The organism is Acidimicrobiales bacterium (assembly GCA_041394265.1).
Taxonomy (GTDB): Bacteria; Actinomycetota; Acidimicrobiia; order Acidimicrobiales; family SZUA-35; genus JBBQUN01.
This window is the reverse complement of record JAWKIO010000006.1, coordinates 447,303-468,456: the sequence shown is the minus strand read 5'-3', so window position 1 is coordinate 468,456 and position 21,154 is coordinate 447,303. Positions and strand designations below refer to the sequence as shown.

The window sequence follows — 21,154 nt, the reverse complement described above, 5'->3', positions numbered from 1 at the left end:
CTAGGGACGGTCGACGAGATCGTCAAGGCCTTAATGATCTGGTGGCGCGCCGTTGTGCCGTCAGGACGCGGCGTTGTCGTTGGCGATCACGGGGGAGGCAAGCACACGTCGAATCATCGAGGCGAGCGCCTCGAGCTCGTCGTGGTCGAGCGACTCGAACAGCAGTCGCTCGCGGCGGTTCTGCTCGATGTAGGCGGTTTCGACCGTCGTCGCTCCGAGCGGGGTGAGGCGCACGTTGACGAGTCGTCCGTCGAGGTCGTCTCGGTGGCGCTCGACCAATCCGTCTCGCTCGAGCGTCTTGAGCGCCCCTGAGATTGCAGCTCGAGAAACACCGGCGAGTCGGGCGAGCTGCCGAGGCTGCAGCTCACCGAGCGTCCAGACGGTGAAGAGAATCCTGAACCCGGCGATCGACAACCCGAGGGGTCGATGCACCTGGGGCTCGAGGTCCTGCACGAGTTGGCTCGCTGCCCGGAACAGGTTGAAGGCAGCGGCGAAGGTGCCCAGATCGATGTCGTCGGCGAGCTCGCTCACGCGTGCTCGCGCCGTTGCCTCGAAGGTTTCGGCGGTGGCGTTGGTCGCCGCGTCGTCGGGAGTGGGCATGATCTCGAGGTCAGCGGTCGCCGACGGTGACGGTGCGGCCGCGGAACTCGGCGATGGTCACGCCCTCGTGATTCACGACCGTGGTGTCGTTGAGCGCACTGCGGCCCGGCTTGATCCGCTCGTCGCAGGTGGCGGTGAGTACGTCGCCGACGCGGGCCGGCGCCAGGAACTCGATGGCGGCGGACGATGCGAGGGTGCGGCGGCCGCAGGCGTTCGAGGCGACGGCCATGGCCGTGTCGGCGAGCGTGAAGATGACGCCGCCGTGGCAGACCTCGAGCCCGTTCACCATGCCAGCGGTGACGGTCATGGTGAGGACGGCGTGGCCGACCGACACCTCGTCGATCGTGATGCCCAACGACATCGCGGCGGCATCGGCGGCGAGCATCGAATGGGCGGCGTCGACCACCGAGCGGGCGTGCGGGTCGGAATCGCCTCTGGTGTCGGCATCAGGCGTTTCGCGACCGTCGGACATGGGCAGACCCTAGTCTGTCCTTGGCTTCCGGTCCGCGAGCCGGACCGGCTAGCCTCGGCCCACAACACCGCCTACCTCCTTAGGAGCATCCACCATGTTCAGTCGCCTCCTCGACCTCCTCGATCGTCGATCTGCCGCTCTCACCGTCGAGGCTCACTGCGATGGCCCTTGCGGTGTGTACGACCCCGCTTCGGCCCGCATCGCGGCCGAAGCCGTCCTGTCCATGACCAAGAAGCTCGTCGACCTCGGCGACGGTGGCGACCTGGCCGCCGAGAACACCAAGTCCCGCTACATCGCCATCAAGGAAGAGCAGGCCGAGCTGGCCAAGCACGAGCTCGCCGTGCTGTGGACCGACTACTTCAAGCCGAACCACCTCGAGGCCTACCCCGACCTCCACACCACCTTCTGGAACGTCGAGAAGCAGTGCTCAACCTGCAAGACCACCATCGACGTCGCGGCAGCCGAAGAGCTGCTGAAGCAGATCGAGAACATCCACAACATGTTCTGGGAGAGCAAGGGACGCGAGGTCCCGTGGTACACCGCCTCCTGATCATCGTTCGAGCGGTCACCTCCCGCTCGGTCCGAATGGGATCCGTCTTCGCCGTCGGTGAACTCGTGGCCTGGGCCCGAGGGAACCGGCGGCGAGTTCGCGTCACGGGCCGTTCGATGGAGCCGACGCTGAGCGACGGCGACCATCTCCTGATCGTTGCCGGCCGACCATCGTACGGCGACATCGTGGTGGTCGCCCACCCGGATCCGGTGCGCGACACGGTGCTCGTGAAGCGGCTCGATTCGGTCCTGCCCTCGGGTCAGCTCGTGGTGAGGAGCGACAACGCCGATGTCGGCACCGACTCTCGTAGCTTCGGGCCGATCGATCCCGACTCGATGCTCGGCATCGCCACCGTGTGCCTCAACACCCTGGGTCGGCTTCGAGCGCACACCACCTGATCGGTCCGATCCCGCGAGGGCGGACCAGGGGCGGGAACGTCAGCTGCGAGGCTTGGGCAGTGGCAGCTTGCCGAAGTCGACGGCGCCCGTGTTCGCGGCCGCCGCCAGGTTGGCAGCGGCGATTTCGCGCGCCACCTCTTCGCGGTGCACCGTGATGGACCGGGGGGCCTCGATACCGAGACGGACGTGGTCGCCGCGGATCTCGATGACGCGTACGACGATGTTGGACCCGATGACGATGGACTGGTTCTGGCGACGGCTGAGGACGAGCATCTACGAGACCAGCGCTTCCTGGGTGGAATAGGGGGACGAGTCCAGCACGAGCTGCTTGCCGATCCGCGACTCGGTGTTCACCACGATCGGACCGAGCAGGTTGGCGGTGAGGGCAGTGACGTCGTCGCCGTCACGGTGGACGGTGAGCAGTACGACGACCTGGACGTCTTCGATGGTCTCGACCTCGAGCTCGGCCTGGACGGCATCATCGATCTCGAACTCGTAGTCGGGGTAGAACAGCCACGGCGTGGTGGCAAGGAACGCCAGCTCGGCCTGGTCGGCGCTCTGTACCCAGAAGTACGGCGATTCGTCGTCGATCTCGACCACGACGTAGTTCGTGGAGTCGGGAAGACCGAGGAGACCGTCGGGAATCGAGATGGCCCGGTCGTCGGGGACCTCGAAGTCGCCGAATCGGGTGGAGGAGATCTGCATCGCTGTGACCCTAGTCCTTCGTCAGCTCAGGTTGCGGGTTGGTCGGTGTCGAGGTTTGTCGAAGCGTCGGCGCGGTGGCGGGCGGCGCGGGCAAGTTTGTCCTGGAGGTCGGCATCATCGAGGTACCGGTCATACATGTTGCCGAGGGCGCGGATCGTCCCGACCGTGACGGCGAAGATCAGCAGGAACCGGCCGATGGCCAGATGGAATGGGCCGGTCGAGTTAGCGGCGACCATCAGGGAATCCCAGCCGAGCGCCAACGCCAGGAGGAGCGAGGCTCCGAGGCGTTGCTGGCGCTGCGCCGACCGGTCGACCTCGGGCGCGCCGATGACCTGGATCGCCGTGGCGCGCTGGCGAAGATTGGTCGAGACGACGCCTTCGGCGGCGCCGTCGGGCAGTCCGGAGGACGAGTCGGCAGCCATGGTCGACTCAGCGCTGCTTCAGCGCCATGGCGAGCGACGGCGTGAGCTGGCGTCCGGCCACCGAGATGATCGGGAGCTGGGCATCGAGGGCGGCGTCGAGGTCGGCCGCGCTCGGTGCCGTCCCGAGATCGATGGCGCACGGAACGGCGAAGGAGCCGAGCAGCTGCTGCAGTTCGTCGATGGGACCCAACGAGCGCAGGGTGAGTCGCACGAGGTGTACCGCGCCCGCATCGCACACCCGATCGATCATGGCGAGCAGTCGTGGCGTCAGCATGGTGTCCAATGAGGCACCCGGCGAGCGGCGGGCGTCGTCGGCCTCGATGACACCGATGGCCCGAGCGTCGGTGTCGGCGCGATCGAGCAACCGTCGATGGAGATCGTGGCTGCTGTCGGCCAGCTGGTGCTCCTCGAGTCCGGGGAGTTCGACCTCTTCGGTGAAGACCGACAGTTCGATCGATGCGTCGCTCGCAAAGCGGGTCGCGAGCGGGAGGGCGAGGTCGAGCGGACCGACCAGCAGTTGCACGCTGGCCTGGGTCGTCGGGCGGATCGGAAGCATGGTCTCGAGGCGGGCGAGGTCGGCCCAGAAATCGGTGGCGTCGTCCGTGGTGTCGGTAGCGGCAGTCTCGCTGACCATGGCGGTTGATCGTTTCGGCGGTGTCGCCGACTCGCTGGCATTCGCTGCAGCCGGCGGGTTGACCGTCGGAGCAATCGGCTGGGTGACCGGCAGTGTCGAGGTCGTCGGCTTCGGCCGTTCGGCGGCAAGCGGTTGCGCCGCACGGTGGAAGGTGCGAGTGCGGTCGCTGATCGTCGCGTCATCGATCAAGCCGCGTGCACCTTCCAACAGTTGACCGACACGCTCGTGTGCCGAGACGGCGTCGGCTCGCTCGAGGAGGGCCTGGCCAGGGGTCGCAGCCTCGGGGCTCCAGCCCACTTGTGGCTGTGGGTCGTCGAGCAGGGTCGTGGCCGGTGCGATGCGATCGAGTTCGTCGCTGATGGGAGCAAGGTCCTCGGGTCCGAACCGGCGCACCGGCCGCTTCTCGATCACCGGGGGAGGAAGCGTGGCGCTCGCCCCGATGGCGTCGATCCAGGCCTGCTCGGACGCCATGGCCGCGGTCAGCTTGGCGATCAGTTCCTCGTCGGCTTCGAGCGATTCGCTCACCGCGAGGTGTCCGGTGCCGGCGCCCATCGCGATCGCTCCCTCGCCACTGGTCCGCGGACGGCCGACAAACCCGGCACTGGAGCTCTCGCTGCGACGCCCCGAGGCCGGAGGTGAAGCCAGCACCTCGAACCCTTCCTTGCGGAAGAACCCGCCGATGCCACCGGTGCGAATCCGGTTGGCTTCGTGGATGGTGGCCTGATCGCCGAGTTCGGCGCGCACCTCGCGAAGGAGGGCGCTCAGCTCAGGCCCGGTGTAGCGCTGCTGTGTTGTCATGGTTCACGGTTCCCAGGGTTTCGATGCGGAGATGGCTGCCGAGTTCGTCGATGGCCAGCACGGTCGGGTCGAGGTCGGTCAGGGCGAGCAGTCGACGCAGGGGCCGACGCAGGGGTTTCGAGGTGAGGATCACGGGCATCAGCCCGGACTGTTCGGCGGCGTGCATCTGCGTGCGGAAGTTGTTGACCAGCCGTCCGATCTCGTCTGGGGCCAGCACGAACTCGTAGCCGTTCGGGCCCTCACGCAGGCTGCCGAGCAGGGCCTGCTCGAGCTGCGGGGCCAAGGTGATGACCGGGAGCACGCCTTGCGGAGTGGCGCTGCTCGCCGAGATCGACGAGCCGAGCGCGGTGCGGACGGCCTCGGAGAGATCGAACTGGTTCCGTGTGAGTCGGGCCCGTTCGCCGAGCACGTCGAGAATGCGCACGATGTCGCGAATGGGGACACGTTCGTCGAGGAGATCCTGGAGGACTCGCTGGACTTCGGCGATCGTGAGGTCGTTGGCAGCGAGCTCGTCGACGACCGCTGGGTCGGACTGGCGGACCAGATCGACCAGGTCCTTGACTTCCTGGCGGCTGAGAAGCTTGGCTGCGTGCTGGCGGACGATCTCGGCCAGGTGGGTGGCGATGACCGACGGCCGGTCGACCACGGTGCCGTCGATCGCGTCGGCGAGGGCTCGCTGTTCCGACCGGATCCACTTCGCCGGCAGACCGAAGACGGGTTCGGTGGTCTCGATCCCGGGCAATCGGTCGAGCTGGTCGGCGATGACCAGCACATGGCCCGGCGGGGCGTTGCCACGAGCGAGCTCCACGCCGTGCATGGTGATGAGGTAGTCGCCCGAGCCGAGGTCGATGTTGTCGCGGGTGCGCACCGGCGGGATGATCAGGCCCATTTCCATGGCGATCTTGCGCCGGAGAGCCCGCACCCGGTCGAGGAGATCGCCGCCCATGGTCGGGTCGACGAGGTCGACCATGTCGACCGCAAGCTCCAGACCGAGTGGTTCGGGCCGGATGTCCATGGCGATCTGTCGAGGATCGTCCTCGTTCGGTGTCTCCTCCTCGACGGCGGCGGTTGTGCCGCCAGCCGCCAGCGCTGCGGTCTCGGCGTCGGACTCGAAGCGTCGGCTGAGCGCAATGAGCGCACCGCCCGTGGCGAAGAAGGGGATCTTGGGGAGTCCCGGCGCAAGGCCGAGGGCGACGATGGCGATGCCGGCGTAGAAGAATGCCGTGGCCTGCCCGCGGAATTGCGAACCGATGTCGGAGCCGAGGTCCTGGTCGTTCGAGGCCCGGGTGACGATGATGCCGGAGGCGATCGAGATCAACAGTGCCGGGATCTGGGAGACGAGCCCGTCGCCGACGGTCAGCGCCGAGTAGTTCTTGACGGCGTCGCCGAATGGCATCCCCATCTGCACGACGCCGATGACGAGGCCGCCGATGAGGTTGATGAGCGTGATCAGCACGCCGGCGACGGCGTCGCCCTTGACGAACTTCGACGCACCGTCCATCGCGCCGTAGAAGTCGGCCTCGGACGTGATCTCGCTGCGTCGCTTGCGGGCGGTCTCCTCGTCGATGACACCGGCGCCGAGGTCGGCATCGATCGCCATCTGCTTGCCGGGCATGGCGTCGAGCGTGAAGCGGGCACCCACCTCGGCCACGCGGGACGCACCGTTGGTGATCACGACGAACTGGATGACCACGAGGATCATGAAGACCACGAGGCCGACGACGACCGATCCGCCAACCACGAAGGTGCCGAAGGCGGTGATGACTCCGCCGGCTTCACCGGTGGTCAGGATCAGACGGGTCGACGAGACATTGAGCGCCAGCCGGAACAGGGTCGCCATCAGCAGCAACGAGGGGAAGGCACTCAGTTCGAGCGCCTTCGAGGTCAGCATCGTGGCCAGCAGGAGCATGACGCCGATGGCGATGTTGACCGAGATGAGCATGTCGAGGATGAATCCCGGGAGCGGGATCACCATCAGCGCAACAACGCCCATCATCATGGCGGAGAGGAATGCACCGCCGGAACTGCGAGATTTCACGAACAACCCGTGGGCCGGCCGTCCATGGCGGTCCTGGTTGACATCAATGTCAACGCGCAGCGTCGACCGCTCGCTCGCCGGTATGAGCCCGCCGGCGAGGATTTCTCAGCACACCACCTCGCAACCTCCGGACCTGCGTTGCGCTCAGCGCGCGCTACCCCGGAGGTTGTGAGGGTTCACCGGCTCAGGCGGCTCGGCGTCGTCGGCGCTTCTGGGCCTCGACTGGGTCTTCGTCGGGCATGCGCATCGCCGAGGCCGGGATCTTCACTCGGCGGATCGTGTCGGAGAACGAGGTGTTGGGGTTGCGCATGACGAACGCCAGCACGATCGCGATGGCTCGGAACAGTTCGTTCGGGATGGTCTCGCCGACCTCGACCCGGTCGTGGAGGATCCGGGCGAGCGGGCGGGCCTCGACGATCGGCACGCCCTTGGCCTTGGCGCGCTCACGGATGCGCATGGCGAGCTCGTCGCCGCCCTTGGCCACCACTCGTGGTGCGCCGGTGCCTTCCTGATACTTGATGGCGACGGCCACGTGGGTCGGGTTCACCACGACTGCCGAGGCGTCGTCGACCGCGGCCAGCATCTGGTTCCGGGTGAGCTTGGCGTGGGCCTGACGTCGCCGGCCCTTCATCTGCGGGTCGCCTTCGGCTTGCTTGTACTCCTGTTTGATCTCTTCCTTCGACATCTTCAGCTGCTTGCCGATCTTCCACCGCTGGTAGGCGTAGTCGCCGCCACCGACGAGCAATCCGGCGAAGGCAACCATGCGCACGAGTGACAGCATCTGGTCACCGAGACGGAGCGCCGCGGCATCGAGAGCGACGGGAATCGGCAGGAGGTGCTCCTCGAGAATCGACCGCAGCACGGTGGCCGACAGCACGGCCAAGACGAGGAGGCGCACGATCGACTTCACGGTGTCGACGAGCGGCTCGCTCGAGAACAGTCGTTTGAAGCCCGCTTTGGGCGAGATCCGCTCGGGCTTGGGCTTGATGCCCTCGGTGCTGAGGACCACACCGCCCTGGAGCCCGAGCCCGACGACGATCGTGAGACAGACCAGCCCGAACAACGGCAGGAGGGACCGGGTCATCAACCAGAGAATGTCGTCGAGGCGCTCGGTGACGAGCCCCATCTCACCCGTGGCGGCCGCGTGCATGAGTGTGGTGGTCTCGGCTCGCATCGAGATCCCGAGGTTGCGAATCAGCGGGGGGATGAACCAGGTCGACATCAGCAGGACCAGCCACTGGATGAGGTCGACCGACTTCGGGATCTGACCCTTCTTGCGGGCTTCCCGCAGCCGTTTCGGTGTCGGTTTCTCGGTCTTCTCGCCGCCTGCTCCCGCCATCGATCAGCCCCCGATGAGTTGGCTGCCCCAGCGCAGACCCTGCTCGAACAGGGTCTGGGAGCCGTTGAGCACCAAAGGAAGCGTGAGCGAGAGGATCAGGAGGAGGATGAGCGACTTCAGCGCGAAGCCGATCACCAGCACGTTGAGTTTGGGTGCAGCCCGGGACGCGATGCCGAGCACGATCTCGGTGAGGGCCATCGTGAGCATGATCGGGAACGCGATCTCGACGGCGGCCAGGAAGAACAGGCCGGCACCTTCGGTGACCATCTGTTCGAGTTCGCCGAGCTGGAGGCCGGTGAGGGGCGCCGCTTCGTAGCTGCGGATCACGCCCTTGATCAGCAGCAGGTGCCCGTTGACGGCGAACAGGATCGTGATCCCGATCATCTGATAGAGCCGCCCGACGGGGGCGGCCTGGCTCTGGGTAGTCGGGTCGTACAGCGCGGCCGACGACAGGCCGGCCGCCATATCGATCATCGAACCGGCGCTCGACACGGCGGCAAAGAGCAGCTGGATGGTGAGTCCGAGGAGGATGCCGCAGATCACCTGGAACAGCACCGCGCCTACCAGGCCGAGCACATCGGTGGGCAGGACCCCGGCGGCGGTGGTCGCAGAGCCCGGAGCGATGGCAAAGCCCAGGGCGACGGCAATGGCGATCCGCATCCGGTTCGGCATCAGCGCTCCGGCGAATGGGGGAGCGACGATGAACACGGTCACCAGTCGGGTGGTGATCATCACGAAGGCCACCAGGACCCCGGGTTCGAACGAGAAGTCCACGACGCCCTAGAGGTAGCTCGGGATGCGGGCGATCAGCTCCCGGGTGAAGTCGACGAGCATCTGCATCATCCACGACCCCGACACGATCAACACGACGCCGACCGCGAGGAACTTCGGAACGAAGGTGAGGGTCTGCTCCTGGATCTGCGTGATCGACTGGACGAGACCCACGAGGACGCCGACGACGATCGACGTCAGCAGAATCGGCATGGACACCTTGGCGGCGACCCACATGGCGTCGGTCAGCATCTGGAGGAGCGCGGCTTGGTCCATGTCAGACCTTGAAGCTCTCGAGCAGGGTCTGGACGACCAGCGACCAGCCGCCGACCATGATGAACAGCATCAGTTTGAACGGCAGCGAGACGAACACCGGTGGCAGCATCATCATGCCGAGGGACATCAGCGTCGCCGAGACGATCAGGTCGATGATCACGAACGGGATGAAGATGACCATGCCGATGATGAACGCCGCCTTGAGCTCGTGGAGCAGGAAGGCAGGGATGAGCGACGACATCGAGATGTCGTCGGGTGTTTCGGGCTGATCCACGCCCCGGGCGTCGAGGATCATGGTCAGCTCGTCGGTCGGTTGTTGGGCGAGCATGAACTCGCGGATCGGACCCTGCGCCCGGTCGAGCGCCTCGCCCTGTTGGATCTGGCCGTCCATGAACGGTTGGAAGGCGTCATTGTTGACGCGGTCGAGTGTCGGCCCCATCACGAACAGGCTCAGGAACAGGGCGAGCCCGGTGATCACCTGGTTCGGTGGCACCCCCTGGAGGCCGAGCGCGTTGCGGGTCATCGACAGCACGATCACGATCCGGGTGAAGCTCGACAGCATGATGACGAGCGACGGCGCCAGCGACAGGATGCCGAGACCGATGATGAGGATGAGCGACTGGCTGGGAGCCGCGTTGGCGTCGCCCACGGTCACCGTCACGAGATCGCTGGAGCTGCTCGTGTCCTCGGTGGAGTCGGTAGTGGCGTCGTTGCCGGAGAGTCCGTCATCGAGGAGGCCACCGAGTCCGGTGTCCTCGGCGGTGCGTTCGGCCTGCGGGGTGGGGAGATCCGGGGCGGTGATCGGCGGGGTGACGACCTGGGCATCGGCCGGCGACGCGCCGAACACGACGAGCGTGCCGAGCACGATGGCCAGCCCGGCCGCGATGACGCGCAGGAGCAGCAGCAGCCGTCGTGCGGCGCGAGGAACCACACCGGTGCGAGGTTTTGGAAAGCGGAGGTCGACACGGTCGACACTCGAGTGAGGTGACATCGGGCCCTTCGCCCGGGACGGTCAGGGTTTGCGTACCGTGAGTTCCCGAAGCGATTCGATCAGAGTCATCCGTGGTTGGGTTGGCGTGAACATCGCCGACAAGTGCTTCGATGCCGCTTGTCTGTTGGTCGTGGGGGAGTGGACGTCGATCTCGTGGTCGGCGAGATCGATGCGGTCGTCCTGACCGATCATCTCGACGGAGGGATCGTCGTCCGGTGCCGTGGTCGTGTGGAGGTCGTCGCCTTCGGCGAGCAGTTGGACGCCGTGGTCGCTCACCCCGAGGAGGAAGTGGCGTTCGCCGGCTCGGACAAGAGCGACCGAGGCGCTCCGCCCGAGCGGGCGTTGCGAGGTGACCTCGAGCGTCTCGTGGGTCGGGCCGCCGCCGAGGAGGAAGCCGAGACGGCCGGCCTTGGCCGCCCGCGCCATGAACCACAACAGCCCGCCGACGAAGGCAAGGGCTGTGAGGAGGCGCAGCATCAGCCAGAAGGTCGACATCAGCTGATGGCCTCGGGATCGATGACCTCGGAGATGCGCACGGCGTACTCGCCGTCGATGACGACGACCTCGCCGCGGGCGAGGAGCGTGCCGTTGACCCGGACGTCGACGGGTGAGCCGGCAGGCCGGTCGAGTTCGACGACCGAGCCGATGTGGAGGGCCAGGACCTCGGCCAGGGTCATGTCGGTCCGCCCGAGTTCGACCGACACCTCGAGCGCAACGTCTCGCAGCATCGCGAGGCCGTTCATCGCCGCGGCGCCTCGCACCGTGTTGCCGGCACTCGGGGTCGACGCCGCCGGGTTGCTTGGTGCTGCCGCCGAGTCGGCTCGTCGGTCGGCGATCCAGAGCACGACGCCGACGGTCTCGGCGCCCTCGGTGATCATCAGCGCCTCGGAGATCGACGGGAACGAGGCGACGGCGGTACCGACCTCGTCGGTCGGCACCGGTGCCGAGAAGGACAGGCCGTCGACGGCGGCGGTGAGCGCAGCGGTGGCCGCGGCGATCGCCTCGTCGGCCGAGGTGCCGGAGCGGTCGACCATGGCGACGAGCGCCTCGGGGAGCGGCTGGCCGGCACGAGATCCCTCGGCAACGAGCACCGGGCCGACGGTGGCACTGATCGCTGCGCCCGGGTCGGTCGGAACGACGGCCAGTCCGAGGTCGCTGAGCGCACTGCTCAGCGCTTGAGCGGTGGTGCTGTCGAGGACCATGGTGGTCATGAAGGTGCTCCTGTTCGGACGTTCGTGGTGGTTGAGGCAGTTGCGGCGAGGGCCGGAAAGTCGTGCTGGGGGAGTGAGAGCACTTCCGCGACGAGTCGTTCGCCCCGCTGGCCGGCCTTGACGGTGAACACCGGGGCGTTGCCGACCGACGCGACCAGTTGACGGCCGAGGCTCTGGCCGGTGCGGATGACGTCGCCTGGCTGGAGGCTCATCATGTCCATGGCCGGTACGCGGATGCCCGCGAACCCGACGACGACGGGTACGACGACCGGCTGGAGCGCGGCGGCGGCGGCACTGCCACCAGCGTTCTCGCTACGCCGCCGGCCGTTGATCCGTCGGTCGATGATCTCCATGTGAGCCTGGAGGCTGAGGGGGGAGACAGCCAGCCGACAGCGCCCTGACGCCTTGCTGCCGCTGAGGTTGAAACCGAACGACATCATGATCTCGGCGGCGCCGTCACGCATCGTGGACTGATCGGCGTGATGTGCCTTGAACTTCACGGGGCCCAGGTGGAGTTCCTTGGCGAACTCTTCGACCATCGCCATGGCGAGATCGGCCAGCAAGCCCGCTTCCAGCGGCGTGAGCGGACGGGTCTCACCCGGATCACCGTTGCCGCCCATCATCAGCGTCACGATCGACAGGGCCATCGGCGTGTCGAAGATGACGAAGGCCGACTGGCCCGACTCGGGGAGCGCCACCTCGACGAAGTGCACCGGATCCTCACCGAGTGCCGAGAGTGTGATGGTGGCGAGGGCGTCTGCCTCGGTGGATACCTTCGAGGTCCACAGCTCGAGTACGTCCTCGCTCATGCGCACCATCTCGTGCAGCGACTGCTGGAACGCCGCCGAGCGGCCGCCATTCAGCCAGGAACCGGCGACACCGAAGTCATGAGGCCGCGGCTCACTGCTGTCGGCCGTTGCCGTTGCAGCGTCGTCGACCGCAGCGTCATCGCCTGCGGTATCGGCGTCGACGTCGTGCTCCTCCACATCGGTGGCATCACCAGCGGAGGCATCGGAGGTGTGCTCGGGTTGCGTCACCTGCCCAGCGTCGACGTCGGCGGTGCCGGTATGAGCACGGCCTCGAGGCGATTGTGGAGGTTTTCTCAAGAGGTCGACGAGCAGGGTCATGCTCGTCGGGCGGGAGCCGAGGCTGGGGTTGCCTCGCCTCAGGTTCACGTGACGATGCACCCTCGTTTCCGGTCGGCCACTCCCCCACCGGCCCGGTTACCAGCGAAAAATGTCGCTGCAACACCCTCTATGTGAGTGGAGATACCTGCTTGTAGATGGTCCATTCGACTTAAAGCAAGGAAATAGCTCAATCAACAAGCACGTCGTCCGAAGGAGCAGCATGAACCTGGAGGACGCATGACATCACTCACGATCACCGCCGAACAGCGCGCCATGGTGGAGAAGAATCTGCCGCTGGTCGAGCACATCGTTTCACGGCTGGCGGCACGATTCGCGTCGAACTACTCGCGAGAAGACCTGGTGCAGACCGGGACCATCGGACTCATCGAAGCCACCTGCCGGTTCGATCCGGACAGGGGAGTGGCGTTCTCGACCTTCGCCGGTCGCCGCATCGAGGGCTCGATCATCGACATGCTGCGCCGTGACGACTGGGCGCCCCGTTCGGTACGTGAGCTCGAGCGGCAGGTCGAGCAGCTCGACGCCGGCTATCGAGCCAAGGGTGAATCGGCCAAGGCCGGTGAGATCGAAGCGTCGCTCGGTCTGAACAAGGGACAGCTCAGCCGGCTCCGGGCCGACCTCACCAAGGCCAGGGTCGATTCGCTCGATCGTATGGTCGGCGGTGACGATTCCTCGGTCTCGCTCGTCGAGACCTTGGCCGACTTCATGGGGTCGCCGGTCGAGAACGATCTCGACGATCGTGAGGTGTTGGGCTACCTGCGTGACGCGGTGCGATCCTTGCCCGAGCGCCACCGTCTGGTGATCATGGGCTACTTCTTCGAGGGCAAGTCGATGACCGAGCTCGGGACCCTGCTCGGTGTCACCCAGTCCCGGGCATCGCAGATCAAAGAAGATGCCATCCGGATGATGCGGTCGGGTGTGCTCGCCCAGTACCGCAACGACGACGGCGACGAGTCGGCCAACGAGAAGGTCTGTCGTCGTCAGCGAGTGTTCAACGAGGCGCTCGCCTCGGCCAACGACTGGCGCAGCCGTATCGCCTGAGCCCTTCCGGCTCCGAATCCGACCTCGGGGATGCGCGCCTCCTCCGCATCCTTCGACAACATTTCAGCTGGTTGGCCCAGCGAAGTCCTCATAGTGTGACCGGTCCGTCCGACTCTGGTCCCATGGGAGACCTCCTCGCCGTCACCGAACTACCTCGCCTCGCCTCGTTGTTGTGGGAGTACCGCAGCGGCTTCGACCGCCTGCACTTCCTGCTCGACACCCAGATGCTGCTGATCAGCAATGGGCGCGACGACCAACTCCACCACATGGTCGATCTCCTCGACGAGGCGAATGCTCGCATGAGTCGACTCGATCTCGAACGTGAGATCCTGCTCGGCGTCGGACCCGACGGCCAGCCGCCGTCGTTGCGTGAGCTCATCGACGCCGTCGACGAGCCGTGGAACGAGATCTTTGCCGAGCACGCCGTCGCCATCGACGCCGCCGTCGCCAAGACCAAGGCCCTCGTCGAGCGCAGCAACCTGCTCATCCGCCGGGTCCAGGCCGACCTGCCCAACGTGGCCAGCCTGCTGAGCGTCGGTGCGCCGACAGCTGCGGCCCCGACCGCCGCCACCTACGGCCGTTCCGGTCGCAGCAACAGCGAGCGGTCCGACCACTCCTACCTGTTCGAGAACCGGCTCTGAGATGTCCGACTTCTCCGCCCTCTCCACGGCTGCCAGTGCGCTGTACGCGCATCAGGAGCGCATCGGTGTCATCGGCGACAACATCGCCAACATCGATACGCCCGGCTACGCCCGGCAGCGGGTGGATCTCGGCGCGATCGGTTCGGGTACGACCGGCATCTTCAGCGGCAAGGCACTGCAACATGGCGTCGACGTCGTCGGCATCACTCGTCGCCGCGACGCGCTGCTCGAGAGCACGTTCCGCAACTCGGGAGGCGATGCCGCCAAGGCCATCGCCGAGTCGGAGTCGCTGAAGTCGATCGAGGCCCAGCTCGGACCCCTGCGCGAGGGCAGCTTCAGCGACCAGCTCAACCAGTTCTTCAACAGCTTCGACGATCTCGCCAACGAACCCGACGACCCCGCAACCCGGCAGGTGACCCTGCAGCGGGCCGAGCAGGTTGCCGGTTCGATTCGTTCGCAGGCCGACATCTTCAACACCGCTCGCGCCGACGTCATCGATCGGGTGAACGCCATCGTGGGCGAGGTCAATCGGCTGGTCGACTCGATCGCCGACCTCAACCTCCAGGTGAAGGCCGGTTCGATCGGGGGAGCGACGCCGAACTCGCTGCTGGGTCAGCGCAGCGAGCAGTTGGCGCAGCTCGCCAAGTTGGTCGACATCACGGTCACCGACGGCCAGAACAACGAGGTCAATGTCAGCCTCGACGGGCAGTTGCTCGTCTCCGAGGGACGCGCGACCCACATCGGTGTCGACAGCGAGGTCGACGCCGCCCTGACGCCGCTCAACATGGAGCGCATCACGATCACGGCGCCGAGCGGTCGGGAACTGTCCGTCGGCAGCGGGTCGCTTGCCGGGCACCTGAGCTCGGCGAATGAGACGATTCCCGATCTGGTCGCCGACCTGAATGCCTTCGCCACGAAGTTCGTCGACGATGTGAACACGCTGCACGCAACCGGCTTCGGTCAGGACGGCACCGACGGTCGAGACCTGTTCTCGATCACCGGGGGTCTGGCCGAGAGCGTGACTGTGCATCCCGACATGGTCGACCACCCCGAGTACCTCGCCGCCTCCGGCACCGCCACCGGCACGTTCGATGGCACCGTGGCCGCCCAGCTGGCGTTGCTCGGCTCCGCCGCCGACGGACCGGCCAAGGCGTACGACGCGTTCGTCGTCAAACTCGGCGCCGAGACCAACCGTCTCGACTTCGCGGCCCAGATCGCCACCGAGAGCGCGAACCACGCTCGGTTCTCGCTCGACGCCGCCGTCGGCGTCAACCTCGATGAAGAACTCACCGACCTCATGTCCGCCCAGCGGGCCTACGAGGCGGCCGCCCGCATGGTGACCGCCGTCGACGAAATGCTCAACACCCTGATCAACTCGACCGGCCTCGTCGGTCGCTGATCCCCATCCTCCAGTCCAGTGCACGCAAGGAAGCCAGCACCATGATCGGCAGAATCTCCGCCCAGAGCACCACCGCCCAGTTCCAGCGACTCAACGCTGCTGCCGAGGCGAAGGTCAACAAGTTCAACCAGCAGATCTCGTCTGGTCTGCTGTTCGAGAACCCGTCGGAAAGCCCGGCCGATACCTCGCTGCTGCTCGGCAACAGCCGCCGGCTCGCGCGGATCCAGCAGTACAGCCGGAACGCCACCAGCGCGAACCAGTGGTTGGCATCGACCGATCAAGCGCTGCAGTCGGCCAACGATTCGATGACCCGGGCCCGCACGCTCGTGGTGCAGGGCCTCAACACCGGCGCCGGTACCGACGCTGCGGCGGCGGCCGCGGCCGAGATCCGCCAGATCCGCGATCAGCTCATCGGTACGGCCAACACGACCCAGGGCGGACGTGCCATCTTCAGCGGCACGGCATCGGCCCCGGCGTACGACGCAGCCGGCACGTACCTCGGTGATGACGGTGCGGTGACCAGGGCGATCGACACCTACGAGATCCTCCAGGTCAACGCCACCGGCCCCAACGTCTTCGGCACCTCGAACCCGACCGATCCGATGAACGGCTCGATCTTCGAGCAGCTCGGCGCCATTGCCGACGCCCTCGAGTCGGGGGACACCGCCACCGCATCCCAGGGGCTCGACGCGATCGACTCGTCGATGCAGCTGGTGCGGACCGAGCTCGGCAAGATCGGCGCCTCGGTGAACCGACTCGACTCGGCTCAGATCCGCCTCGACGACGAGCAGGTCGCCACCCGCAATCGCATCTCGCAGACCCAGGACGCCGACCTGGCCGAAGCGGTCATGGGGCTGCGCGCCGCAGAGACTGGCTACGAAGCCCTGATGTCGACCACCGCCCGCACCATGAGCCGCAGCCTCCTCGACTTCATGCGCTGACGCTTCCGGTCGCACTGCTCGGGCGTCGACCGGACACCCCCCGCTGGACCGCCTGGCCGAACCTCCGGGCCTGCGTCCAAACTCCCACAACCTCCGGGCCTGCGTTGCGCTGAGCGCACGCAGCCCCGGAGGTTGCCTCGTTTTGGACGGTGCCCCGGCGGTTCGAGGGGTCGCGCTCCTGCCGGGCGAGCGAGATGTGCGTGGGGGAGCCTCACACTGCGTGACCTGCTTCCGAAGCTGGGAGGCGTCGGCATGGATGCCGGCATCCAACGTCGGAGCAGAAGGTCAATGATTCTCCTCAAACGGCTCACGGGTTCGACCCTGGCCCTCAACCCAGATCTGATGGAACGCGTCGAGGCCAACCCCGACACGGTCATCACCATGGTCGACGGCAAGAAGGTGCTCGTCCACGAGACCGTCCAGGAGGTCGTCGATCTCGTCCTCGAATATCGATCCGAGATCCTGCGTGTCGCCTATCGAGAGGCGACATCACACCCCATCGATCCGACGCCACCACTTCGCCTGATCGTCGGCCCCGACGACACCGATGACGAGGCCGGCGCCGCCGCGGCTCGTAGGGAGAACAACTAATGGATCCGGCAACGATCATCGGCATTCTCGTGGCCATCGGTGCGGTGTTCGGCGCCGGCTTCATGGCCGGACTCAACCCCATCGCCATCTTCCTGGCCGACATCCCCTCGATCATCCTCGTGCTCGGCGGCGCCATCGGCGTGACGATCGCGAACAACACGATGCCCGCCACCATCGGCGGTCTGAAGGCAGCCGTGAAGGGGCTGACCGGCGGACTCGGGACCGACCCGACCGACATCGTCACCAAGTTGGTCGAGTTCGCCGACCTCGCCCGCAAGGAGGGCCTGCTCGCTCTCGAATCCCGACTCGACGAGATCGACGATCCGTTCTTCCGTCGTGGCATGGAGCTCGCCGTCGACGGCACCGACCCCGAGGTCGTGCGGGAGATGCTCGAGATCGAGGTCGAGAACATGCAGGCCCGCCACAAGATCGGCGCCGGCTTCTGGGCCACCGCTGCGGGCATGGGCCCGGCCATGGGCATGATCGGTACCGTCATCGGCCTCGTCGACATGCTCGGCAACCTCGACGATCCCTCGGCCCTCGGCCCGTCGATGGCCGTGGCCTTCTTGACCACGCTGTGGGGCGCCTTCCTCGCGAACGTGATCTTCACGCCGATCTCCGGCAAGTTGAAGGCGCTGTCGGCAGCCGAGGTCAAGAGCCGAGAGCTGATCATCGAGGGCATCCTCTCGGTACAGGCCGGCTCGAACCCGAGGGCGGTGGCCGGCAAGCTCGCCGCCTTCCTGCCTCCGTCGGCCCGAGAGGCCGTCTTGGAGTCCAAGAGTGCCTAGAGAGAAGAAGGTCCCCGAGGAGGACGAGGGCGTCGACGAGTCCTGGCTCGCCTCATGGGCCGACGGCATGACCCTGCTCATGGCGTTCTTCGTGATGCTCTATGCCTTCGCGCTCACCGACGAGGCCAAGTTCGCCGACTTCAAGGTCGGCATCGTGACCGCCCTCGGCATCTCCGATCCGGCCGAGGCGAACAACCCGTCGCTGCTCGAGTCGGGCAACGGCATTGCCCTGACGGTCGGGCTCTCGGTGGTGCCGAGCGAGGACGTGCGGGAACTCATCAACCGTGTGCAAGGCGAACTCCAGCAGACCGGCGGGACCGTCACCCCCGAGAATGCGGAAGAGGTCGCCGAGATGCTGGAGGAACGCTTCCGCGCCGTGGGCGCCGAGGACTCGGTGTCGGTCGAGATCGACGAGCGAGGGATCGTCATTCGTTTCCCCGACCGGATGCTGTTCGACTCCGGCCAGGCCACGTTCGACAACGAGATCGCACCGATCGTGCTCGGCCAGACCGCCGTGGTCCTGAACACGATCGACAACTTCATCGAGGTCGAGGGACACACCGACAATGTGCCGACCGGCGCCAGCTGGCCCAGCAACTGGGAGCTCAGCGGGGCTCGCGCCTCGGCCGTCGTGCGCTGGTTCCACCAGTTCGGCGACGTTCCCGAGATCCGCATGGGTGCGATCGCCCTGTCCGACACCCGGCCCCGCGACACGAACTCGACGCCCGAGGGGCGGGCGGTCAACCGGCGAGTCGAGGTCGTGATCACGATCGACGGACTCGTCGACTCGTCGGTCGACATCATCAACGCCATCGATGACAACGTCATCGGTGACGGTGTTGCGCTGCCCGATGATGGCAGCGAGGCGTCGACCGACGCCGCGTCCGATGCCGGCGCGACTGATACCGACGCCGGAAGTGCCGACACTGGCGGCGACGGGACCGGCGGTGTCGGTTCGATCGTCGACCCCGTCGAGATCGATCCCATCCAGACCGGTCTCGAAGGCTGAGCGCTCCTCGAGCCCTCGACCACCGAGTTTCCCGCACGTGAGCGCACCGGCTCACCCCACCCGCACGAGAGATCACCGACATGGCGAAAAAGAAGAAGGCCGCCGACGCTGACGGCGAGGAAGAGAAGAAGGGCAAAGACCCGAAGATGATGGCCATCGGCGGCCTCGTCGTTGCCGGCCTCGTCTACCAGTTCGTGCTCAAGTCGCCGCCCGCCGAGGACCCGGCCGCTGCCGGGGGAGTGGCGGCGGTGACCACCACGGTGCCCATGATCGAGGGCGAGATCTTCGAGCTGCCCGAGATGGTGCTCAACATCGAGGACCCCGACGTCACCTATCTCCGGATCCAGTTCGCCGTCGTGCTCGACGAGCTGACGATCGCCAAGGACTTCGAAAAGGAGTCGGCCATCGCCAAGGACATCATCGTCGACAAGCTCGGCTCGTACTCCGCCGCCCAGCTCGGTAACCCGGCACAGCGCGAGCTCCTCAAAGAGGAACTGTCGACCGAGATCCGCACCGCCTACGGCGAAGCCAAGGTCGTTCGCGTGCTCATTACGTCGCTCGTGATGCAGTAAGAGCCTGCGGCTCTTCGCCTGCGGCGACCAAGGGCCACGACCGGCTCCGCCGGGCTCAGTCTGTTCCGTCAGAGCGTTCACCTCGCTTCGCTCGGGCTCTGACGGGTTCGCTTCGGTGCCTCGCTGCGCTCGGAACCGGCGCGAACTGGCGCGCAGATCTACAGTTCGCCGCCGCGAGAACTCCGTAGGCGCCAGAGGCTTGCCGGGGGCAGGACTCCGTAGGAGTTGGAAGCTTGCCGGTGCGAGGCCTCAGTCTGCCGCCGCGGGAACTCCGTAGGAGTTGGAAGCCTGCTCCGAATGTGGAGCCGTTGAAGCGCGGGTTTCTCAATTCGGTCGTGTGAGAACTGCGCAGCAGGCGGACGCGGTCCGCAGCGATGGTCCGAGGGCGGAGCCGGAAATTCTGAAAAGAAATTCTGCGCTGGCCTCATACCCCCGGAGAGGTCACCGAAGCTGCTCCCTAGCTACCGGTCTTCGGTGGCGAAACCGCAGTCCACGGATGGACGGGTTCAAGCAAACAACACCAAACGACACTTTGTCTCCCACGGAAGGAACCTAGAGACATGCGCATCAACAACAACGTCGCCGCGTTCAACGCAAACCGTAACCTGAGCAGCTCGAACATGAGCCTCGGGAAGAGCCTCGAGAAGTTGAGCTCCGGTTTCCGGATCAACCGAGCCGGCGATGACGCCGCTGGTCTGACGATCAGCCAGGGTCTGCGGGCCCAGGCGTCCGGCCTCAAGCAGGCCACCCGCAATGCACAGGACGGCATCTCGGTCGTCCAAACCGCTGAAGGCGCACTCACCGAGGTTCACTCCATGCTCAACCGCATGCGTGATCTCGCCGTGCAGGCCGCCAACACCGGCTCGCAGGACTCGAACGCCATTGCGGCATCGCAGGAAGAGTTCGCGGCGCTGCGATCCGAGATCACCCGCATCGCCGACACCACCAAGTTCGGTAGCAAGAACCTGCTCGATGGCACGTTCGGTACCTCGCCGGCCAAGGTGACCGGCTTTGATGCCGACAACAGCATCACCCACACCGCTGGTGACGACTTCACCATCAACATCAACGGAACGGGTGCCGTCACCGTCGACCTCCCCGCCATGGCGGCGGTCAGCGGTTCCGAGGCGGCTGCGTCGATCGAGAGCGCCATCAACTCGGCACTGTCGGCGGCCAGCAACGCTTACGCAGGCAAGGTCAGCGTCAAGGCCGAGACCCTGGGCGCCGGCACCACCCTGACCCTCGAAGTCTCGGGTCTGGATGACACCGAGACCTTCGTTCTCGCTGACGGAACCGGTACTCCTTTGGCTGACATGGCCCTCACCGGGACCGTGACCGCCGCTTCTGGCACCGCTGGGTCGTTCCAGGTCGGCGCCAATGCCGGCGAAGCGATCGAGGTCAGCATTGACGATGTCGATGCTGCTGGGCTCAACATCGATGCCCTCGACCTCACGACGGATGCGGACGCTGCCATCACGGCGCTCGACACTGCCATCGGCTCCGTGTCGACCACCCGTAGCGAGCTGGGTGCCCTCCAGAACCGCTTCGAGAGCACCATCAACAACCTCCAGGTCAGCACCGAGAACATCGTCGCTTCGGAGTCCCGGATCCGTGACACCGACATGGCGACCGAGATGACCAACTTCACCAAGCAGCAGATCCTGCAGCAGGCCGGCACGGCCATGCTGGGCCAGGCCAACTCTCTGCCGCAGGGTGTCCTTCGTCTCCTGGGTTGAGGAGATTTGGTTGAGGGCTGGCGCATGGCGTCCTTTGCGTCAGCCCTCCTCCACCTTCGTCGTCATCTTTCTCGGGCCGCCGGACT

Annotated in this window: 25 protein-coding genes; 11 read left to right on the top strand and 14 right to left on the bottom strand. The window is 66.3% G+C overall.

The window, feature by feature from the left end:
* Positions 1 to 60: 60 nt before the first annotated feature.
* Positions 61 to 600, bottom strand: coding sequence for a MarR family transcriptional regulator (locus R2733_26430; GenBank protein ID MEZ5380060.1), 540 nt, complete (start codon positions 598 to 600; stop codon positions 61 to 63).
* A gap of 10 nt (positions 601 to 610) precedes the next feature.
* Positions 611 to 1,072: a hotdog fold thioesterase gene (locus tag R2733_26425; protein MEZ5380059.1), complete on the bottom strand. Its 462-nt coding sequence runs from the start codon at positions 1,070 to 1,072 to the stop codon at positions 611 to 613.
* 94 nt (positions 1,073 to 1,166) lie between these two features.
* On the opposite strand from R2733_26425, the gene sodN reads away from it, so the two are divergent.
* On the top strand, positions 1,167 to 1,622 hold the full coding sequence (gene sodN / locus R2733_26420; protein MEZ5380058.1) for a superoxide dismutase, Ni: 456 nt from the start codon (positions 1,167 to 1,169) through the stop codon (positions 1,620 to 1,622).
* Entirely contained in the window at positions 1,604 to 2,020 is a 417-nt protein-coding gene (locus tag R2733_26415) for a S26 family signal peptidase (GenBank protein ID MEZ5380057.1), read from the top strand. Before sodN ends, R2733_26415 begins: the two co-directional genes overlap by 19 nt.
* Before the next feature lie 39 nt (positions 2,021 to 2,059).
* Here R2733_26415 and csrA read toward each other — a convergent pair whose 3' ends face one another.
* From csrA to R2733_26355, 12 genes are all read right to left on the bottom strand, one after another.
* The gene (csrA, locus tag R2733_26410; GenBank protein MEZ5380056.1) at positions 2,060 to 2,293 is read right to left on the bottom strand and encodes a carbon storage regulator CsrA; all 234 of its coding nucleotides are present in this window, start codon (positions 2,291 to 2,293) and stop codon (positions 2,060 to 2,062) included.
* A complete protein-coding gene (locus tag R2733_26405; protein ID MEZ5380055.1) occupies positions 2,294 to 2,725 on the bottom strand; it encodes a flagellar assembly protein FliW in 432 nt (143 codons plus the stop codon).
* Positions 2,726 to 2,751: 26 nt separating this feature from the next.
* A complete protein-coding gene (locus R2733_26400; protein ID MEZ5380054.1) occupies positions 2,752 to 3,147 on the bottom strand; it encodes a hypothetical protein in 396 nt (131 codons plus the stop codon).
* Between the two features lie 7 nt (positions 3,148 to 3,154).
* The gene (locus tag R2733_26395; GenBank protein MEZ5380053.1) at positions 3,155 to 4,579 is read right to left on the bottom strand and encodes a hypothetical protein; all 1,425 of its coding nucleotides are present in this window, start codon (positions 4,577 to 4,579) and stop codon (positions 3,155 to 3,157) included.
* Complete coding sequence (flhA, locus tag R2733_26390; protein ID MEZ5380052.1) at positions 4,548 to 6,617, bottom strand: flagellar biosynthesis protein FlhA; 2,070 nt, start codon at positions 6,615 to 6,617, stop codon at positions 4,548 to 4,550. The genes R2733_26395 and flhA overlap by 32 nt, the downstream gene beginning before the upstream one ends.
* Before the next feature lie 184 nt (positions 6,618 to 6,801).
* A complete protein-coding gene (locus R2733_26385) occupies positions 6,802 to 7,956 on the bottom strand; it encodes an EscU/YscU/HrcU family type III secretion system export apparatus switch protein (GenBank protein ID MEZ5380051.1) in 1,155 nt (384 codons plus the stop codon).
* Between the two features lie 3 nt (positions 7,957 to 7,959).
* Complete coding sequence (locus R2733_26380) at positions 7,960 to 8,730, bottom strand: flagellar biosynthetic protein FliR (protein ID MEZ5380050.1); 771 nt, start codon at positions 8,728 to 8,730, stop codon at positions 7,960 to 7,962.
* Positions 8,731 to 8,736: 6 nt separating this feature from the next.
* Complete coding sequence (gene fliQ, locus R2733_26375; GenBank protein ID MEZ5380049.1) at positions 8,737 to 9,003, bottom strand: flagellar biosynthesis protein FliQ; 267 nt, start codon at positions 9,001 to 9,003, stop codon at positions 8,737 to 8,739.
* Between the two features lies 1 nt (position 9,004).
* Positions 9,005 to 9,994 carry a flagellar type III secretion system pore protein FliP gene (gene fliP / locus R2733_26370; GenBank protein MEZ5380048.1) on the bottom strand — a complete coding sequence of 330 codons (990 nt, stop codon included), beginning with the start codon at positions 9,992 to 9,994 and terminating at the stop codon, positions 9,005 to 9,007.
* Positions 9,995 to 10,015: 21 nt separating this feature from the next.
* Positions 10,016 to 10,489, bottom strand: coding sequence for a flagellar biosynthetic protein FliO (locus R2733_26365; protein MEZ5380047.1), 474 nt, complete (start codon positions 10,487 to 10,489; stop codon positions 10,016 to 10,018).
* Positions 10,489 to 11,205 carry a flagellar motor switch protein FliN gene (gene fliN / locus R2733_26360; GenBank protein MEZ5380046.1) on the bottom strand — a complete coding sequence of 239 codons (717 nt, stop codon included), beginning with the start codon at positions 11,203 to 11,205 and terminating at the stop codon, positions 10,489 to 10,491. The genes R2733_26365 and fliN overlap by 1 nt, the downstream gene beginning before the upstream one ends.
* Positions 11,202 to 12,242 carry a FliM/FliN family flagellar motor switch protein gene (locus tag R2733_26355; protein ID MEZ5380045.1) on the bottom strand — a complete coding sequence of 347 codons (1,041 nt, stop codon included), beginning with the start codon at positions 12,240 to 12,242 and terminating at the stop codon, positions 11,202 to 11,204. Before R2733_26355 ends, fliN begins: the two co-directional genes overlap by 4 nt.
* Positions 12,243 to 12,569: 327 nt before the next feature.
* On the opposite strand from R2733_26355, the gene R2733_26350 reads away from it, so the two are divergent.
* The 9 genes from R2733_26350 (at position 12,570) to R2733_26310 (ending at position 21,068) form a co-directional block, all read left to right on the top strand.
* Entirely contained in the window at positions 12,570 to 13,391 is an 822-nt protein-coding gene (locus R2733_26350) for a sigma-70 family RNA polymerase sigma factor (protein MEZ5380044.1), read from the top strand.
* A 122-nt stretch (positions 13,392 to 13,513) separates the two neighbouring features.
* Positions 13,514 to 14,032: a hypothetical protein gene (locus tag R2733_26345; protein MEZ5380043.1), complete on the top strand. Its 519-nt coding sequence runs from the start codon at positions 13,514 to 13,516 to the stop codon at positions 14,030 to 14,032.
* 1 nt (position 14,033) lies between these two features.
* Entirely contained in the window at positions 14,034 to 15,431 is a 1,398-nt protein-coding gene (gene flgK, locus R2733_26340) for a flagellar hook-associated protein FlgK (protein MEZ5380042.1), read from the top strand.
* Between the two features lie 41 nt (positions 15,432 to 15,472).
* Positions 15,473 to 16,372, top strand: a complete 900-nt coding sequence (flgL, locus tag R2733_26335; protein ID MEZ5380041.1) for a flagellar hook-associated protein FlgL — start codon at positions 15,473 to 15,475, stop codon at positions 16,370 to 16,372.
* Between the two features lie 288 nt (positions 16,373 to 16,660).
* Positions 16,661 to 16,963 (top strand): flagellar FlbD family protein, encoded by a 303-nt coding sequence (locus R2733_26330; GenBank protein MEZ5380040.1) that lies wholly within the window; start codon positions 16,661 to 16,663, stop codon positions 16,961 to 16,963.
* Complete coding sequence (locus tag R2733_26325; GenBank protein MEZ5380039.1) at positions 16,963 to 17,751, top strand: motility protein A; 789 nt, start codon at positions 16,963 to 16,965, stop codon at positions 17,749 to 17,751. The genes R2733_26330 and R2733_26325 overlap by 1 nt, the downstream gene beginning before the upstream one ends.
* Complete coding sequence (locus R2733_26320) at positions 17,744 to 18,760, top strand: flagellar motor protein MotB (protein ID MEZ5380038.1); 1,017 nt, start codon at positions 17,744 to 17,746, stop codon at positions 18,758 to 18,760. The genes R2733_26325 and R2733_26320 overlap by 8 nt, the downstream gene beginning before the upstream one ends.
* A gap of 80 nt (positions 18,761 to 18,840) precedes the next feature.
* Positions 18,841 to 19,332, top strand: a complete 492-nt coding sequence (locus tag R2733_26315; protein MEZ5380037.1) for a flagellar basal body-associated FliL family protein — start codon at positions 18,841 to 18,843, stop codon at positions 19,330 to 19,332.
* A 560-nt stretch (positions 19,333 to 19,892) separates the two neighbouring features.
* A complete protein-coding gene (locus R2733_26310; protein MEZ5380036.1) occupies positions 19,893 to 21,068 on the top strand; it encodes a flagellin in 1,176 nt (391 codons plus the stop codon).
* Positions 21,069 to 21,154 lie beyond the last annotated feature (86 nt).

What these genes read in the sequence shown, in the direction of transcription:
- R2733_26385 (MEZ5380051.1), bottom strand. Translation starts at nt 7,956, where the DNA reads ATGGCGGGAGCAGGCGGCGAGAAGACCGAGAAACCGACACCGAAACGG.
- R2733_26395 (MEZ5380053.1), bottom strand. Translation starts at nt 4,579, where the DNA reads ATGACAACACAGCAGCGCTACACCGGGCCTGAGCTGAGCGCCCTCCTT.
- R2733_26345 (MEZ5380043.1), top strand. Translation starts at nt 13,514, where the DNA reads ATGGGAGACCTCCTCGCCGTCACCGAACTACCTCGCCTCGCCTCGTTG.
- R2733_26325 (MEZ5380039.1), top strand. Translation starts at nt 16,963, where the DNA reads ATGGATCCGGCAACGATCATCGGCATTCTCGTGGCCATCGGTGCGGTG.
- R2733_26400 (MEZ5380054.1), bottom strand. Translation starts at nt 3,147, where the DNA reads ATGGCTGCCGACTCGTCCTCCGGACTGCCCGACGGCGCCGCCGAAGGC.
- R2733_26350 (MEZ5380044.1), top strand. Translation starts at nt 12,570, where the DNA reads ATGACATCACTCACGATCACCGCCGAACAGCGCGCCATGGTGGAGAAG.
- fliQ (MEZ5380049.1), bottom strand. Translation starts at nt 9,003, where the DNA reads ATGGACCAAGCCGCGCTCCTCCAGATGCTGACCGACGCCATGTGGGTC.
- csrA (MEZ5380056.1), bottom strand. Translation starts at nt 2,293, where the DNA reads ATGCTCGTCCTCAGCCGTCGCCAGAACCAGTCCATCGTCATCGGGTCC.
- flgK (MEZ5380042.1), top strand. Translation starts at nt 14,034, where the DNA reads ATGTCCGACTTCTCCGCCCTCTCCACGGCTGCCAGTGCGCTGTACGCG.
- R2733_26315 (MEZ5380037.1), top strand. Translation starts at nt 18,841, where the DNA reads ATGGCGAAAAAGAAGAAGGCCGCCGACGCTGACGGCGAGGAAGAGAAG.
- R2733_26405 (MEZ5380055.1), bottom strand. Translation starts at nt 2,725, where the DNA reads ATGCAGATCTCCTCCACCCGATTCGGCGACTTCGAGGTCCCCGACGAC.
- R2733_26425 (MEZ5380059.1), bottom strand. Translation starts at nt 1,072, where the DNA reads ATGTCCGACGGTCGCGAAACGCCTGATGCCGACACCAGAGGCGATTCC.
- sodN (MEZ5380058.1), top strand. Translation starts at nt 1,167, where the DNA reads ATGTTCAGTCGCCTCCTCGACCTCCTCGATCGTCGATCTGCCGCTCTC.
- R2733_26430 (MEZ5380060.1), bottom strand. Translation starts at nt 600, where the DNA reads ATGCCCACTCCCGACGACGCGGCGACCAACGCCACCGCCGAAACCTTC.
- flgL (MEZ5380041.1), top strand. Translation starts at nt 15,473, where the DNA reads ATGATCGGCAGAATCTCCGCCCAGAGCACCACCGCCCAGTTCCAGCGA.
- R2733_26310 (MEZ5380036.1), top strand. Translation starts at nt 19,893, where the DNA reads ATGCGCATCAACAACAACGTCGCCGCGTTCAACGCAAACCGTAACCTG.
- fliP (MEZ5380048.1), bottom strand. Translation starts at nt 9,994, where the DNA reads ATGTCACCTCACTCGAGTGTCGACCGTGTCGACCTCCGCTTTCCAAAA.
- fliN (MEZ5380046.1), bottom strand. Translation starts at nt 11,205, where the DNA reads ATGACCACCATGGTCCTCGACAGCACCACCGCTCAAGCGCTGAGCAGT.
- R2733_26365 (MEZ5380047.1), bottom strand. Translation starts at nt 10,489, where the DNA reads ATGTCGACCTTCTGGCTGATGCTGCGCCTCCTCACAGCCCTTGCCTTC.
- R2733_26330 (MEZ5380040.1), top strand. Translation starts at nt 16,661, where the DNA reads ATGATTCTCCTCAAACGGCTCACGGGTTCGACCCTGGCCCTCAACCCA.